14 protein-coding genes and 1 pseudogene are annotated in these 15594 nt (G+C 61.0%); all 15 read left to right on the top strand.

The genetic code is table 11. The annotated features are described in order from the left end of the window. Positions 1-57: 57 nt before the first annotated feature. The 15 genes and pseudogenes from ACQKIE_RS00680 (at position 58) to ACQKIE_RS00610 (ending at position 15567) form a co-directional block, all read left to right on the top strand. Entirely contained in the window at positions 58-1080 is a 1023-nt protein-coding gene (locus ACQKIE_RS00680; RefSeq protein WP_427454958.1) for a virB8 family protein, read from the top strand. Continuing rightward, positions 1080-1886, top strand: a complete 807-nt coding sequence (locus ACQKIE_RS00675; RefSeq protein WP_427454957.1) for a TrbG/VirB9 family P-type conjugative transfer protein — start codon at positions 1080-1082, stop codon at positions 1884-1886. The genes ACQKIE_RS00680 and ACQKIE_RS00675 overlap by 1 nt, the downstream gene beginning before the upstream one ends. Beyond that, entirely contained in the window at positions 1883-3148 is a 1266-nt protein-coding gene (locus tag ACQKIE_RS00670; protein ID WP_427454956.1) for a TrbI/VirB10 family protein, read from the top strand. Before ACQKIE_RS00675 ends, ACQKIE_RS00670 begins: the two co-directional genes overlap by 4 nt. Before the next feature lie 7 nt (positions 3149-3155). Then, positions 3156-4199 (top strand): P-type DNA transfer ATPase VirB11, encoded by a 1044-nt coding sequence (gene virB11, locus ACQKIE_RS00665; RefSeq protein WP_427454955.1) that lies wholly within the window; start codon positions 3156-3158, stop codon positions 4197-4199. Between the two features lie 51 nt (positions 4200-4250). Continuing rightward, positions 4251-4653, top strand: a pseudogene (locus tag ACQKIE_RS00660) (lytic transglycosylase domain-containing protein); the annotation flags it as partial. An 813-nt stretch (positions 4654-5466) separates the two neighbouring features. Then, positions 5467-5892 (top strand): TrbC/VirB2 family protein, encoded by a 426-nt coding sequence (locus ACQKIE_RS00655; RefSeq protein ID WP_427454954.1) that lies wholly within the window; start codon positions 5467-5469, stop codon positions 5890-5892. Continuing rightward, positions 5885-6196, top strand: coding sequence for a type IV secretion system protein VirB3 (locus ACQKIE_RS00650; protein WP_427454953.1), 312 nt, complete (start codon positions 5885-5887; stop codon positions 6194-6196). The genes ACQKIE_RS00655 and ACQKIE_RS00650 overlap by 8 nt, the downstream gene beginning before the upstream one ends. Before the next feature lie 56 nt (positions 6197-6252). Beyond that, entirely contained in the window at positions 6253-8715 is a 2463-nt protein-coding gene (locus tag ACQKIE_RS00645; RefSeq protein ID WP_427454952.1) for a VirB4 family type IV secretion/conjugal transfer ATPase, read from the top strand. A 32-nt stretch (positions 8716-8747) separates the two neighbouring features. Next, the gene (locus tag ACQKIE_RS00640; RefSeq protein WP_427454951.1) at positions 8748-9545 is read left to right on the top strand and encodes a hypothetical protein; all 798 of its coding nucleotides are present in this window, start codon (positions 8748-8750) and stop codon (positions 9543-9545) included. A gap of 54 nt (positions 9546-9599) precedes the next feature. After that, entirely contained in the window at positions 9600-10694 is a 1095-nt protein-coding gene (locus tag ACQKIE_RS00635; RefSeq protein ID WP_427454950.1) for a type IV secretion system protein, read from the top strand. Continuing rightward, positions 10691-11191 (top strand): DUF4189 domain-containing protein, encoded by a 501-nt coding sequence (locus tag ACQKIE_RS00630; RefSeq protein ID WP_427454949.1) that lies wholly within the window; start codon positions 10691-10693, stop codon positions 11189-11191. The genes ACQKIE_RS00635 and ACQKIE_RS00630 overlap by 4 nt, the downstream gene beginning before the upstream one ends. A 59-nt stretch (positions 11192-11250) precedes the next feature. Beyond that, positions 11251-11901 carry a hypothetical protein gene (locus tag ACQKIE_RS00625; RefSeq protein ID WP_427454948.1) on the top strand — a complete coding sequence of 217 codons (651 nt, stop codon included), beginning with the start codon at positions 11251-11253 and terminating at the stop codon, positions 11899-11901. Positions 11902-11935: 34 nt separating this feature from the next. Further along, positions 11936-13261, top strand: coding sequence for an XVIPCD domain-containing protein (locus ACQKIE_RS00620; RefSeq protein ID WP_427454947.1), 1326 nt, complete (start codon positions 11936-11938; stop codon positions 13259-13261). Between the two features lie 33 nt (positions 13262-13294). Beyond that, positions 13295-14110 (top strand): hypothetical protein, encoded by an 816-nt coding sequence (locus ACQKIE_RS00615; RefSeq protein ID WP_427454946.1) that lies wholly within the window; start codon positions 13295-13297, stop codon positions 14108-14110. Next, a complete protein-coding gene (locus ACQKIE_RS00610; protein WP_427454945.1) occupies positions 14107-15567 on the top strand; it encodes an XVIPCD domain-containing protein in 1461 nt (486 codons plus the stop codon). Before ACQKIE_RS00615 ends, ACQKIE_RS00610 begins: the two co-directional genes overlap by 4 nt. Positions 15568-15594: the final 27 nt, after the last annotated feature.

Below are 15594 nucleotides of genomic sequence, written 5' to 3'. Positions count from 1 at the left end.
ACCGCGGATCTCAAGTAACCGAATGCGCACGCAACGACGAACAGGCCGCCGTCACTCATGCTGAAGAAAAGAAACTCTCCGAAGATCGATGAGACCGTCTCCAGGAGCGTCGACTTCGAAGTCACGATCGCAGACCTGGCGAGACGCAGTGAACGCCGCGCGTGGCTGGTGGCACTGTGTGCCAGCGTGGGCGCCTTGATCCTCCTCGGTGGCTATTTCTACATGCTGCCGTTGAAGGAAAAGGTGCCCTATATCGTCCTGGCCGATCCCTACTCGGGAGTGAGCTCCGTCGCACGCCTCACCGACGACCTCGTGAACCGCCGAATCACGTCGAGCGAAGCCGTCAATCGCAGCAACATCGCGCACTTCGTGCTTGCTCGTGAATCGTACGACCTCGCGCTGACCAACATGCGTGATTGGCCGACTGTCATGACCATGGCGGCCCCAAATGTTTCGGGCCCGTACCGCGCGTTGCATTCGCCTTCGAACCAGTACAGCTCCTACAAGATGTACGGGACGAACAAGGCCATCCGCGTAAAGATCCTCAGCATCGTGATGGTCGGTGGCGGCGTGAACAGCACGCCGAAGGGAGCGACCGTGCGCTTCCAGCGCAGCGTGTTCGACAAGGCGAATGGCGGGACGACGCCGCTCGACAGCAAGATCGCCACCATGGAGTTCGTCTACAAGACGAATCTCCAGATGGACGACCAGAGTCGGATTGAGAACCCTCTTGGCTTCCAGGTCACAAGCTATCGCGTCGACAACGACTACGGCGATGCCGTTCCCGTCGAAGTTCCGCAGGCGCCTGCAAGCGGCGGCGCCGTGACGAATCAACCGCAGGTCACCGGCGCCCCGCCTGCTACACCGGCCCAGACGATGGACCCCGACGACATGCCTCCTGCCGCCGCAGTGCAGGGCACTCAGGAACCATTGCAGAGCGGAACGCTTCCACCTTCCCCCCTTCCATCCGCGCCGGCCTACCCCATCGGCAATGCGGGCACAGCAGTTGCAGCACCCACCGATGCCGCCCCGGCGGCCCGTTCCACCGCCCGAAGCGCCGCCAATGGAGGGCGCCGTTGATGAATCGACCCAACACACCGAACCTGCGATGGGTTTTGGGGGCCGCGGCCTTCGCCTTCGCCCACCTCGCCTTCGCTGAGACGGCACAGCTGTCGACGCCACCCGCGGCACCCACTACGGTGTTGACGACCTATGAGTATTCCGCCGACCGCATCTACCAGGTGCGTACAGGCCTGGGCATTACCACTCAGATCGAACTGAGTCCCAGCGAGAAGATCCTCGACTACAGCACCGGCTTCAGCAGTGGATGGGATCTGACCCGTCGCGATAACGTCTTCTATGTGAAGCCGAAGAACGTCGACGTGGATACGAACATGATGATTCGTACCGCCACGCACTCGTACATCTTCGAGCTAAAGGTCGTGGCCACCGACTGGAAGACGCTCGAGCAGGCACGGCGTTCGGGAGTCCAATACAAGATCGTCTTCAACTACCCCGCCGACACCAGTTTCATGGCGGAGACGAAGAAGGTCGAGGAAGCACCGATGCTCGACACCGGACTGGTGAAAGGGCGCGACTACAACTTCGATTACGACTTCGCCAAGAGGCGCCGCACCGCGCCATGGCTCGTACCGATAAATGTCTATGACGACGGTCGCTTCACGTACATCAAGATGCCGGACCTTAAGCAGTTCCCGACGGGCAACTTCCCGACGGTGTACATGCGCGAAAAGGAACACGGTGAGGACTCGGTTGTGAACACGACAGTGGAAGGCAACACGATCGTCGTCCACGGAACGTACCCGTACCTGGTTATTCGTCACGACAACAACGTCGTGGGCCTGCGAAGGAATACCAAGAAGTGAGCCCGAACACGCCACATCATCCGGAAGACGACGCCGGCGCCGGCAACGAGGCGCCGCGGGCAAACCACGACGACCAGCGCGACCCGCTGGCCGGGAATCCCTACGCCTCGCAAGCGCGGCAACAACCCCAGCCCGACCTCGATAGCAATGCACCGCAGCTGACCTCCAGCGACATGCGTCGCATGAACCGACGTGCCTTGGGACTGCTTGCCAGCATCGCCCTGCTCCTGGCAGTCATTGCTGTCTGGGCATTTGGCGGCCTCGGCGGAGAAAAGGCGAAGCCTAAGCAGCGCGAAGAGACCGTCACCGTACCAGACGCGCCCATTGCGCCGCCTCCCTCGCCAGCGCCCCTCGCACCAGCACCGCAGGCCGCCGAACCGATTCGACTGGTTTCGCCCCCCTTGCCGCGCGATGCATCTCGACCGTCGCAGGAGCCGGAGCGGCCTCGCGGCCCTACCCTACTGGAGCGCCGTATCGCAGCGGCTAGCCAAGGCACCACCGGTGTCGCCAACGGCACCTCAGGCGGCGGGGCTGGAGGCAATCCCATGCAGGGCTACATGCTTCCGGATCCCAACGGCGGAAACCCGACACCGGCGCCGCGAATGAGCAGCAACGGCAACTTGGCGTACTCTGCGGCCAACCTTCCGGACGTTTCCAGTGCTTCGCCATTGACGCACCCCGATACGCTCATGCTGCGAGGAACGTTCATTCGTTGCGTCCTTGAGACCCGCATCATCACCGACATTCCGGGATTCACGTCTTGCATAGTCACCGAGCCCGTCTATTCGTTCACCGGTAAAAGGCTCCTGCTGCCCAAGGGCTCGAAGGTGTTGGGGAAGTACGAGATGGAACCGGACGGTCCACGGGTCGCCGTCATCTGGGACCGCATCGTCACGCCCACCGGGATCGACGTGAACATGGCTAGCCCGGGTATAGACACGCTCGGTGGAGCGGGTCATCCGGGACACTACAACGCGCATTGGGGAAGCCGCATCGGCGCCGCACTGCTGATCAGCCTTCTTAGCGATGCCTTCAAGTACGAGGCTGCCGAGCACGGACCGAGGCAGACAACCATAAGCAATGGCGTGGTCACCCAGACTCCGTTCGAGAGCAACACGGCCGCAACGATCCAGCAGTTGGCTAACCAGGCCGTCCAGCGTGCCGCCAACCGGCCGGCGACGGTCACCATCAACCAGGGCACCGTGTTGGCCATCTACGTCGCCAAGGACGTGGACTTTGCCGGCGTGGTGGCGAGGTACTGAGGTCAGCATGAGCGAAAGCGCACTGGCCGCCGTCAGCAACGACTTCCTGGATTACCAGTATGAGGTACTGGGGGTACGGGAATTCCTTGCCGAGCCGGACGTCACGGAAATCTGCATCAATCGGCCCGGAGAGCTCTACCTCGAGCGCCGGGGCGGTTGGCAGCGTGTGGAAGTGCCGTCGCTCACCTTCGATCGCGCGCGCCAGTTCTGCACCGCGGTTGTCAATGAAAGCAACACGGGCCAACGCATCACGGACACGGATCCGGTCGTGTCGCTGACCTTTCCCACGGGCCAGCGTGCCCAGTTCGTTATTCCGCCGGCCTGCGAAGCAGGACGCGTCTCCATCACGATCCGGTTACCCTCGAAGCAGACGCGCACCCTTGCTCAGTACGATCAGGACGGTTTTTTCTCCGAAATCCTTGAAGGCGAGCACCTCATCAGTCAGGCCGACCGGGAGCTCCTCGAATTGCGCGCCGAGCGTCGCTATGCGGACTTCTTCCGGCACGCGGTGATCAACAAGAAGAACATCGTGGTCGCTGGCGCCACCGGCAGTGGCAAGACGACCTTCATGAAGTCGCTGGTAAACCACATTCCGTCTGACGAACGGCTCGTGACTATCGAGGACGCTCGCGAACTCTTCATCGACCAGCCGAACGTCGTGCATCTGCTCTACTCCAAGGGCGGGCAGAGCGCGAGCAATGTCACGGCCAAGAGTTGCATGGAAGCCTGCCTCCGCATGAAACCCGACAGGATCATCCTGGCCGAGCTGCGCGGTGACGAGTCGTTTTACTTCATCCGTAACTGTGCGTCCGGCCACCCGGGCTCGATCACGAGTTGCCACGCTGGCAGCGTGGAGCAGACCTGGGACCAGCTTGCATTGATGGTGAAGGCATCAAGCGAAGGAGCCGGTCTGGAATTTTCGACGATCAAACGCCTCTTGATGCTGACGATCGACATCATCGTCCATATCAAGGCGCACGCTGGCCGGCGCTACATCACCGGTATCGACTTCAACCCGGCTCGTGCCATGAACGGCTCGGGCGGGGGATAACGCCGCACGACAACAGGTCATTAGACAGGAGTTGTAGAGGTGCTACCAGGACTGGAAATGATGAGCTGTCAAAACCTTGCCGTCCCGGCCGAGGTGATGAAGCACGTCGTCAACGTCGAGTCGAGTCGAAACCCCTACGCCATCGGCGTCGTGGGGGGCCAGCTCGTGCGCCAGCCGCAAAATCTCCCTGAAGCCGTTGCCACGGTCCGCATGCTCGAAGAGCGTGGTTACAACTATTCATTAGGCATCGCCCAAGTGAACAGGTCGAACCTCGGAAGGTACGGGCTCGACAATTATGAAGAGGCATTCGAGTACTGCCCCAATCTCGTGGCAGGCTCGCGGATCCTCGCGCAGTGCTATGCCAGCGCAGGGAAAGACTGGGGCAAGGCCTTTAGCTGCTACTACTCCGGTAACTTCAAGACCGGGTACGACGACGGCTACGTCCAGCGAGTCTTCGACTCGATGTCGCGCGACCTTACATCCGCAGGTGGCAAACCCATTCCACTGCTAACCAACACTCCGGTGAGGGTGGTACGCGCCGGGAAAGGCACAAGTAGTATTGCAACCGACAGCCCCGCATACAGGGTGGCGATGCGCAGTGTGGTCGATTCCGCGGTGGCGGCCGTCATAGGCCCTGCCATTGCCGGCGCAAGCGGCGCGGGTAGCGGACAGTCTGCCGATCCCTCATCCACGCCCGCCCTCCAAGGGACGCTCGATCCAGAAACCCTTCGAGCGCTGCAGGCCATGCAGGCCGCGAATGGCGGCGGCTTGCCGGGCGCAGTTCCCGCCACGAATCCGGCGCTCGTCGATACTCCCCGGCCCGCGCCAGGCCCCATCCCCACGGATCCGGCCACTGCAGCCCTGCTCCGGCAGATCGGCGCTCAGCTACCTCAAAACGTACCGATGCCGCCGGGGCGCATCCGAACCGATCCCGGCACCGCCGCAGTGATGTCCCAGATCGGAATCTCCGCGGCATCTCCCGCCGGGAACCTCTCGGTGCAGGCCGGTCCGACAGGCGAGGAAGTCTTCGTTCCCCAGGTGAGTGGGCCCAATGACGGCCCCGCGGTCGCGCCCGCGCAACCTGCTGTCGTCACTCCGCAGCGTCCCGCGGTAGACAACGCCGACGTACGCAATGGAGGCACCGACGATGCGTTCGTTTTCTGACTTGCAGGCACGTGCCGGAAGGATTCCGGACGACGCCATCGCACCGCCGGCTGCGCGGAACGCAGCCTTCCCGACAACCCAACCGCAACAAAGGAACCGAATGATGTCCCTGTCCACCATCAGCTCCGCCATCGCGAAGTCCAAGCACCCGCTTGTCAATACGCTCGCCTTGTTCGCCGTGGTAGCCCTCTTCGCCATCCCCGAGCTCGCTTTTGCGCAGGACACCCGCGAGAAGGTGTGCGGCTTCTTCACGAACATCAAAGGCATTCTCAACGCAGCCTCGATCGTGGTCGTCACCGTTGCCGTCATCTTCTCGGGCTACCAGATCGCCTTCGCCCACAAGCGTATCTCCGATGTCACTCCCGCACTCATCGGTGGCGTGCTCATCGGTGCCGCAGCCCAAATCGCGAAGACCGTTGTCCAGGGCGACGACGCCGGCGCCAGCGGCCAGTGCACCGACGCCGGCAACGTTGGCATGATCATCCACGCCATGCAGACAGCCATGCAGTTCCTGCACTTCCATGCATAAGAACGTACTGTTCCGCGGCTGCACGCGCCCACCCATGTTCATGGGCGTGCCTTATGTGCCCTTTTTCATGGGTGCTGGCTCGTGCCTGCTGCTGGCCATGTACTTCAATTACTGGTTCCTGCTCCTCATCCCGGTCGTCGTATTCATCATGCGCATGATGGCGAAGCGGGACGAGATGATCTTTCGCCTGCTTGGACTTCGACTCCAGTTCAAGACTCGGGTGAGAAACGTGCAGGAACACGGTGGCATGTGGGTGTTCACGCCCAATGGCTATCGCGACCCAAAGAACAAACGCAGGAAGTAGGCGCCCGCCCTGGCAGAGCGTGCCAGGGCCTTTCACGCTCCACACGGTAAACCGCCATGTTCACGCCCGACACGCCCATCGCCACCCATATCACGCTCTCGAGCCACGTCTCGCCCACCGTCGTCAAGACGACGGGTGGAGACTTCCTATTGGTGTGGCGCCTGGACGGCCTGCCCTTCGTCGGTCGCGAGGAATGGGAGATCGAGCACCGGCACAACACGTTCAACCGGATGCTGCAAACGCTCCGCGCCCCGGATTATCCCAACGTGGCCTTCTGGGTCCATGACATCCGGCGGCGACGCCCGATACGGGACAGCTCGAAGTTCGGGCAGCCATTCAACCAGGAACTGTCCGAGGCGTACTACCGTTCGCTTTCTGGTCAGAAGTTGATGCAGAACGAACTCTACCTGACGATGATCTATCGACCAGTCGTCGAGGGTAAGCGCTGGATGGAAAAAAGCGGGGACACCGACCGACTTCAGCAAGAACAGAACCAGGCCGTCGCCACTGTGCTCGAATTGGCGGGCAACATCGAGGCGGTTTTGAAGGATTACGCACCGTACAGGCTTGGCTTGTACGAAGCAGCGAACGGCGTTGTCTTCTCAGAGATCCTTGAGCTGTATGGATATATCCTCAACCGGATCGACGAGCCCGTGCCGTCACTCCGCGCCCCGATCTACGACTACCTCCCGGTAAGCCGACAACGCTTCTCCGCGAAAACCGGCGACTACGTGCTCACGACGCCGGACGGTCAGAACCACTTCGGAGCGATCCTGAATATCAAGGAGTACGTGGAGGCTACCTACCCCGGCATCCTGAACGGGCTCAAGTACCTCGACTTCGAGTACGTGATCACCCACTCCTTCTCGCCCATGGGTCGCCAGAGCGCCCTCTCGGCGCTGGAGCGCACGAAGGGCATGATGATTTCGTCGGGAGACAAGGCCGTCAGCCAGATCGTCGAACTGGATCACGCCATGGACCAGTTGGCCTCGGGCAACTTCGTGCTCGGCGAGTACCACTTCACCATTGCCATCTATGCGTCCAGCCAGGAGCTCCTGTCGCAGCAGATCGCCGCGACGCGCGCCGAATTATCCAACGCGGGATTCGTTTCGGTGAAGGAAGACTTGGCCGTCACAGCGGCTTTTTATGCCCAGTTCCCGGGAAACTGGAAGTACCGCACGCGGATGGCGAACGTCAGTTCGCTCAACTTCCTCGGCCTTTCGCCATTGCATAATTTCGCCACGGGTAAAAGAGATAACAATCCTTGGGGAAACTGCGTCACGACCTTGCAGACGACCAATGGCCAGCCCTACTACTTCAACTTCCACGCCACCCATCCGGCGGAGAACTCAGTAGGCGAGAAGGCCATCGCCAATACGATGGTCATCGGCAAGTCGGGCACGGGCAAGACCGCACTTATCAACTTTCTCCTCAGCCAGGTCCAGAAGCTCGATCCCTCGCCCACGATCTTCTTCTTCGACAAAGACAGGGGCGCCGAGATCTTCGTCCGTGCCTGCGGCGGCAACTACCTGGCGCTGGAGAACGGTAAGCCGACCGGCTTCAATCCGTTCCAATGCGAACGAAACGAGGAGAACGTCCAGTTCCTCGGCGACCTGGTCAAGGTGCTGGCCGGCAAGAGCGTCTACAGCTCCCGGGAAGAGGAGGACATCTTCCGGGCGGTTGAGAGCATGCTCGACACACCCATGCACCTGCGGAACATGACCAACTTCCAGAAGAGCCTGCCGAACCTGGGCGACGACGGTCTCTACATTCGCATGCGCAAGTGGACGGCCGGCAACTCCCTCGGATGGGTCTTCGACAACCCGCGCGACACGGTCGACCTCACGAAAGCCAACATCATTGGCTTCGACTACACGGACATTATCGATAACCCCGAAGTCCGCGCTCCTGTCATCAATTACCTCCTGCACCGTCTGGAGGCTCTGATTGACGGCCGCCGCCTCATCTACGTCATGGACGAGTTCTGGAAGATCCTCGACGGCAAGGGCGGACTCAAGGAATTTGCGAAGAACAAGCAAAAGACGATCCGTAAGCAGAACGGTCTCGGAATCTTCGCAACGCAAAGTCCCGAGGATGCGCTGGCAAGCGATATTTCGGCAGCCTTGATCGAGCAGACGGCCACGATGATCCTGCTGCCAAATCCGAATGCCAGCCGCGAGGATTACGTGGATGGCCTGAAACTGACAGATGCGGAATATCAGGTCGTGGTCAGCCTCGACGAGCGGTCGCGTTGCTTCCTCGTAAAGCAGGGCCATGCATCCGCCGTGTGCCAGCTCAACTTGCGAGGACTGGATGATGCCCTGGCAGTCATCTCTGCTTCCACCGACAACATCGAGATCATGCACGAGATCCTCAAGGCGCGAGCCGAAACCGAAGGCGTTTCGCCAGACGATCTCCGTCCGGAACAGTGGCTGGAAACGTTCTACGAAAACCGCAAAGGTAGCGGCAAGGGGAGACCTTCACCTCGGCCGACACCTTCTTCAAAGCGCGTCGCGTAATCGCCACCATCGAATCACTACAGGAAGACATCATGAGCATCAAGACTTCGCTCAAGACAATTCGAGGCCACTTCCTCAAGACGATGGCCGCCACGGTTCTCACGCTCACCTGCAGCATGCACAGCGAACCCGCTCGCGCAGGGTGGCCGGTCATTGACTACACAGCGATCATGAACTCGCTCAAGAATTTCTATGACCAGTACGGTCGATGGGTGGAGACAGCTCAGCACTATCAGGAAGTGATGCAGCATTACACCGACCAGGCCGCGTTCTGGCAGACCCAGTTGAACAAGCTCCAGCACCTCAACTTCACCCTGTTCACGCTCAAGCACCAATTCACGGAGGTTGACGAGAACTTCGGCGTGGATGTCGAGTGCCCTGGAAGGATTGCAAAAGGAGGCCTCGCCGGCGTATTGGACACCGCGCTCGACAAGCTGATCCCGGACATGAATGGCGATGTACTTCAGCAGCAACAGGACATTTGCGCGATGGTCGTACAAGCGAAGAATCTGAAGTACAACGATACGGTCCGCTACCTCAACTACGTTGCGGAGAAGGGTACCGAAATGGCCAAGGCTCAGAGTGATCTGATCGGCAAGATCGGCCAGTCCAGCGGCAACACGGCGAATTTCACCGCGCAGCTCACCGAATTTGGCCAGACGCTGAACACTGCCCGTGCCCAATGGGAATCCAACCAAAAGCAGGCGGACGCCCAGATCGACATGCTGCTCACGATGCAAGCCAACCTCTCGCGGCGCGCGATGGCCGGCTCGCCGAGTGTCCTGGGCACGGTCGTGAACACCGCTGCGCTCAAGGCCGCATTCAACTGACCCGAATCGCAGGGACTGCCCGGGCTGGCTACATACACTCAGGAATAAGGCAACATGCCAAATATTACGGATTACATTTACTTCCGGCTGGTCTACGACTATCTCAACAAGCAGATCAGTACGTTCGGCATGGACCTTATGGGTCGCATGATGTCATGGGCCAGCGCAATGGCGCTTGTGCTCGTCACGTTGTGGATCTTTTTCCAGGGCTACCGCATCCTCACCGGCCAGTCGCGAGAACCACTCATGGCGACGGTCCTCAACATGGGGCGCATCGCGGTCATCGTTGGCGCCGCCACCACGATGGCGGTGGCGGGGACCGGCCTGCACACGTTCCTCACCGTGGACCTCGACAAGGAGGTCCATGGCCTCTTCACCGGCAACGACAGCGAGACGACGGCGGATTCCATCGACGGCAACCTTGCATGGACCCAGCTCGCACTGAGCACGATCAACTCCGTGCAAGTCGTCCCGAGCGATGCCGAGATGTTGGCCAACAAGCAGCGTGCGTCCTGGATTGCCGCCTTCGGCACGGCCAGTCCACCGATGGCCGCAGGCGTCATGCTGCTGCTCTATCAGTTCGCCATGGCGTTGTTCATAGGACTTGGCCCCCTCTTCATCCTCTGCCTGATCTTCGACCAGACCAAGGACTTGTTCCGGCGCTGGCTGATGTACGGCATCGGCACCATCTTCTCGATGGCGCTGCTCAGCGTGGTATGCAGCATCGTCCTGAAACTTACCATCAAGATCAATGAGGCAATGTGGGGCGCCAAGATCGTCAACAAGTTGCTTGGCAGCAGCACCGAAGGTCTCAACAGTATCGCCATGCAGCAGGGTGGCATCGGGCTTTTGCTAACTGCCCTGATCGTCTCCGTCCCCCCCATGGCGGCCATGTTCTTCCAGGGTACCCTGGGCAACTTCCTTACTTACTCGGCATTCGGCGGGGCTGCCAGTAGCATCGGGCCGAGTGGGCAGCCACCGGGTTCGTGGTCGGCACACAGAGTAACCGGTGGGGACTCCCAAGGATCGCCGCAGTTAGGCGGAGACAGAGCGAATACGCAGTTCACGCCACGCCTTACCACAGGAACAACACCGACCGCGCAGCCCGACACAGTGAAAGTCTCAACATCACAGGCTAGGGGCCAATGAAGCATTTTCGTGAACTCACTCTGTTCGTCGGCACGCTCATTCTTGCTGGTGCAACTCATGCTGAAAATGGCTGCCCCCCTGGCCAAGTCCCACAACAGGGAAATGGGTGGCGGGCTTGCGTGCCTCTAAATAATGGCGCGCCGGAGTCGGGTGCAGCTGACAACTTTGTCGGACCGCGCTGGACCGCGCGATGGGTTTCCCTTGCGGTGGATAACTTGAAGCCTATTCTAGGCAAATCCGCTGAAAGCACGACTCAAAATCAAGCCGAGCGATCAGCTTTGGCTGACTGCACCTCCCAAGGTGGGACGACGTGCAACGTCCTGATCACCGCAAAAAACAGCTGTGTCGCGATGGTGGTAGGCGACACCCGTATTACAACGAGTAGCCGATCGACAAAACTGCAAGCAGAGACAGCCGCAATGGAAAGCTGTAAGAACAGACCAGACACAAACTGCTCTGTCTATTACTCCGCATGTGTGGAACCGGTCCCTGAATGATCTCCGCTTATCCATCCCTATTGCGATTGGCTTCGTCTGTCAGGAGGAATCCGCTAGTCATGACCCTCATACTTCGCATCGGCTGCGCGTGTATCGCGACGCTGCTCGCCCCCGCATGGGCCCAGGCACAGGCCACCAACCCTTATGCCCGTCCAACACCGTCGACCACGTCCGCCATGCAGGACAAAGGAAAGAAGATGGATGAACTTGAATCGTTTGCGACGGACGGGGCACGAGTCCTCGAGTCCAAGTCGGGTGACCTCGCCGGCGATGGTCGGCAGGGAACCGTTGTGGTACTCGACCCCCGGAAGACGGGTAATGAGAAGCTCGGGGAAGGACCCGGTCGTACCGTGCTCCTCCTGATGCGGGACCAGTCGGGCCAACTGCGGAAGGTCGCCTCGAACGATCGCATCGTGCCTTGCTCCACCTGCGGCGGAATAGCCGGCGATCCGTTTGGCTACACGCGCATTCTCGCTCCCGGTCAGTTCCTCATCGCCACCGGCGGCGGGAGCCGGGAACGCTGGTCGGACGAATACACCTTCACCTGGTCGACAGCCCGAAAAGACTGGTTGATCAGCCGCGTCGTCCGCCAGTCATCCGATAGCGAGACCGGTAAGGAAAAGCAGGTGGATCTCACGGCCAAGGACCTGGGCGATGTCTCCTTCAAGGATTTTGACCCGTCGCGCCTTCCGGAAGTGACCCTTCCCTGATTCGAAGGCCTCGCCATGGCAGGCGAGGCAAAACGTGCAGGGACGCGACGACAGGCTAGTCAAACAGGAGTTACACATGGCGACTGATCGTGAAACACAGGTCATGGCCGATGCTTATGCGGCCGGCATCAGAGACCCAAAGGAACTGGCCAACTTCATGGCCCAGGTCACGCACGAGTCCAATGGGTTGAACCGGCTCGAGGAAAGCTTCCGCTATACCCGGAACATTTCCCAGATTCCCGTGAAATCCGCATGGCGCGAAGGCCCGGAGGCGCTCGAGGCCGCCCGGCTCGAGGCCTTGCAGGGACACCCCGAGCGACTCGCCGAGTTGATGTACGGCGGGCGTAACGGCAACGATCAGCCCGGTGACGGCTGGACCTATCGCGGCCGCGGTTACATCCAGCTGACCGGCAAGGAGAATTATCGCGAAGCCGGTGAAGCGCTCGGTCTCGACCTGGTGCGCCACCCGGAACTCGCCTCCGAGCCCCAGAATGCTTCACGCATTGCCGTGTGGTACTGGGAGAACCGTGTGCCCGAGGCCGCCCGTGGCGACGTTCGCGCAGCGACGCTCGCGGTCAACGGCAAACTCAATGGCCTGGAAGACCGGGAGCATCGGTTCACCGACTGGCAACGGCGGCTCACGCCAGATGTCATGCAGCGCCTCGGCGAAGGCACGGTGGGCCAGCCCGTGCCTTCGGCGCCGGCACATCGCGCAGAGTCCCACCAGCGCAATCTCAGGGAAGGTGCCGACGGCGAGGATGTGCGCAAACTTCAGTCGACCCTCGCGCAGCTGGGCTATACCAACTCCCATAACCGGCCTTTGCGGGCCGACGGCCGGTTCGGCTCCGATACCCGCTCGGCACTGGAGTCATTCCAGCGTGACCATCACCTGAAAGTCGACGGCATCGCCGGGCCCAGCACGCTGGCTTCCCTATCGGCGGCACATCGGGAACCGGCCGCCGCGATGCGTCTCGACGATCCGTCTCATCCCGACCATGCACTCTACGAGCAGGCCCGCGCCGCGGTTCACCGCCTCGACGCGCAGCACCAGCGCACGCCCGATCAGCAAAGCGACAACCTCGCCGCCGCGCTGACCGTGGCGGCGCGAAGGGAAGGCATGACGACGATCGATCATGTGGTACTGAGCGACGATGCGAGTCGCGTGTACGCGGTTGCCGGGGACACGAATTCACCGCACAAGCGCGTGGCCGACGTGCCGACCATGCAGGCGATGAACACGCCGGTGGACCAGAGCACGGCGACCTTGGCGAAACCGCTCCCCGCCGAGCCCACGTCTGAACAGGCCCAACGTCAAGCCGCTTCGCCGCCCGTGGCGCCCCCTCCGGCCATGAGTCTGTAGTTCGCTCCTTTAGACGCCGCGATGGAGAACATCATGAGTCGCGATATCTACGACGAAGCAAATGCACATTTGCTGCGATCGGATTTGGCGTCGATCGCTCGGCTCTTGTCTGGCGAGGCCTGCACGACGCACGTCCGGCAATGGCAGCAACTCATGGATCGGCAGTCGCGCTCCGTCCCGACACAGAGTTCGACGCAAAGCCTGCCTGGGCCGCAGCCAACTCGATGGGACGGAAATCCAAAGACACCGGGGCCTGAGACCATGCATCGCACCGCTGCCCTGCTCGTTTCGCTTCTTCCTCTTATTTCTTTTGCAGACGGTACCGCCATGAACAAGCCCGACGTCAAGCTCAATCCCCATCCACGGATGCGCTACGAGATCACGGTGCAGGTTGAAGGCGCACCCGGCCCCTTCGATCGCGTCGAAGGTGTGGTCGACTACCGTGTCGCGAACGAAGCCTGCGTGCCGCTGACGCCGGTTACCGGAGCAACGGTAGCGCCCGAAAAGCGCGTACCCATTGCTCTCACCCGGACCGGCGATGGCGTCTACAAAGGGGAGATGTTTGCGGACCTCCTCCAGGACGAGGACTACTTCGGCAAGGGGGTCTGTCACTGGTCGGTGGTAGCGGCCAGCGCTAACCTCTTCGTCAAGAAGGTCGACTTCAGCGCGCCGCTTTTTCGCGACGACTTGTTCAACGGCAAGTACACGACACGCTATTACTCGAACAGGTCCTATGCCACGACGCAACTGGATCGCATCGACGTGGGCGAGGCGGATCGAGCCCAGTACCAGGACGAGGCCAGGGCTACCTTCTCCATCACTGTGCGCGCCGAGGAAAAGCGTCCATGACGCTCTCCTCGACGGACTATGCCCTCCTCGCACAGGATGCCTATCAAGACCCCGTGCTCAACAAGCCAAAGGAGCTGGGAGGCATCACCTATGAAGCGTTCGACGTCGCGGACAATCCGTTGACCGGCTTCCAGGCCACCGCGTATCGCCGCTTGGACACAGGCGAGATCGTCATCGCCTACCGCGGCACGGAGTTCGAGCGGGAACCGGTTCAAGACGGCGGTGTGGACGCCGGCATGGTGCTCACAGGGTTGAACCTGCAAACGGATAACTCCGTCGTCTTCACCGAGCGGGTTCTCGAGCGAGCGAAACTGGAGGCCGACCTGCACCACAGGCCGATGCAGGTGACCGTTACCGGGCATTCTCTCGGAGGTACGCTGGCCGAAATCAACGCGGCGAAATTCGGATTGAAGGGTGAAACTTTCAATGCGTATGGCGCCGCAGGCCTACGCGAAGGCGTGCCCGAAGGCGGAAGCCAGGTCATCGACAACGTCCGGGCGGGTGACCTCGTGAGCGCAGCGAGCCCACATTTCGGCGAAGTCCGCATCTACGCGGCGCAAATGGACATCGACACGCTGACCAGGGCGGGCTATCGCAACGACAGCGGCATCCTTAGCCCACGCAACCCGATCAAGGCGACGGACTTCGACGCGCACGCGATCGACAATTTCGTGCCGCACAGCAAGCTCCTTGGTCGCACGATCATTGAACCGGAGAATGAGTCCCGATACCGCGCGCATGAAGGCATGGTCGATCGTTATCGAGCCGATGTCAGGAATATTCGCATGGGTCTCTCGGCATCCTGGGAAATTCCGAAGGTGGTAGGCGAGCTCAAGGATGCGCTTGAACATCGTGTCGTCGAAGCCGTGCAGGAAGGCGTTGTTGCCGTGGAACGGGGTGTCGAATACGTGGCGCATGAAGTTCGCGAAGGCTTCGATCATCTGAAAGAGGATGTGCGGCACCTCGGCCACACGCTCGGAGACGGTGCCCGCGCCATCGAGGATAGGGCGTCGCACGCTTGGCACAGCCTGACTCATCCCAGGTCGTGGTTCGAGCATGAAAAGCCCACGGCGGCGCTGAACGAAACCGGACATCCCGACCATGCGCTATTCACACAGGCCCAGACCGCGGTCCATGCCCTTGATAGAGAAAGGCGGCGCGCTCCGGATGTTTCCAGCGACAACCTCGCCGCTTCCCTGACCGTCGCCGCCCGGCGCGACGGACTGAACAGCATCGATCGCGCCGTTCTGAGTGACGATGCGACTCGCACATACGGTGTACAGGGCAACCTCGACTCACCCCTGAAGCGAGTGACCGAAGTATCGACCGAGGCCGCGGTCCGCACACCTGTCGCCGAGAGTACCGAGGCGTGGCAACGCCTTGCCGACCAAACGCGGCAGTCGCAGACCGTCCGGGCGCAAACGCCCGAGCAGACACAACCCTCACAAGGTCTCTGAGCCCAAAACGAAAGCGAGAAAGGAAGG

Origin of the sequence: Luteibacter sp. NPDC031894 (genome assembly GCF_050273135.1) — a bacterium.
Classification (GTDB): Bacteria; Pseudomonadota; Gammaproteobacteria; order Xanthomonadales; family Rhodanobacteraceae; genus Luteibacter.
The sequence above is the reverse complement of the archived record's forward strand: the minus strand, read 5'-3'. Positions and strand labels throughout refer to the sequence as shown.

Coding starts and splice junctions, on each gene's coding strand:
- ACQKIE_RS00675 (WP_427454957.1), top strand. CDS start 1,080: ATGAATCGACCCAACACACCGAACCTGCGATGGGTTTTGGGGGCCGCG.
- ACQKIE_RS00625 (WP_427454948.1), top strand. CDS start 11,251: ATGACCCTCATACTTCGCATCGGCTGCGCGTGTATCGCGACGCTGCTC.
- ACQKIE_RS00680 (WP_427454958.1), top strand. CDS start 58: ATGCTGAAGAAAAGAAACTCTCCGAAGATCGATGAGACCGTCTCCAGG.
- ACQKIE_RS00615 (WP_427454946.1), top strand. CDS start 13,295: ATGAGTCGCGATATCTACGACGAAGCAAATGCACATTTGCTGCGATCG.
- ACQKIE_RS00635 (WP_427454950.1), top strand. CDS start 9,600: ATGCCAAATATTACGGATTACATTTACTTCCGGCTGGTCTACGACTAT.
- ACQKIE_RS00650 (WP_427454953.1), top strand. CDS start 5,885: ATGCATAAGAACGTACTGTTCCGCGGCTGCACGCGCCCACCCATGTTC.
- ACQKIE_RS00645 (WP_427454952.1), top strand. CDS start 6,253: ATGTTCACGCCCGACACGCCCATCGCCACCCATATCACGCTCTCGAGC.
- virB11 (WP_427454955.1), top strand. CDS start 3,156: ATGAGCGAAAGCGCACTGGCCGCCGTCAGCAACGACTTCCTGGATTAC.
- ACQKIE_RS00640 (WP_427454951.1), top strand. CDS start 8,748: ATGAGCATCAAGACTTCGCTCAAGACAATTCGAGGCCACTTCCTCAAG.
- ACQKIE_RS00655 (WP_427454954.1), top strand. CDS start 5,467: ATGTCCCTGTCCACCATCAGCTCCGCCATCGCGAAGTCCAAGCACCCG.
- ACQKIE_RS00630 (WP_427454949.1), top strand. CDS start 10,691: ATGAAGCATTTTCGTGAACTCACTCTGTTCGTCGGCACGCTCATTCTT.
- ACQKIE_RS00610 (WP_427454945.1), top strand. CDS start 14,107: ATGACGCTCTCCTCGACGGACTATGCCCTCCTCGCACAGGATGCCTAT.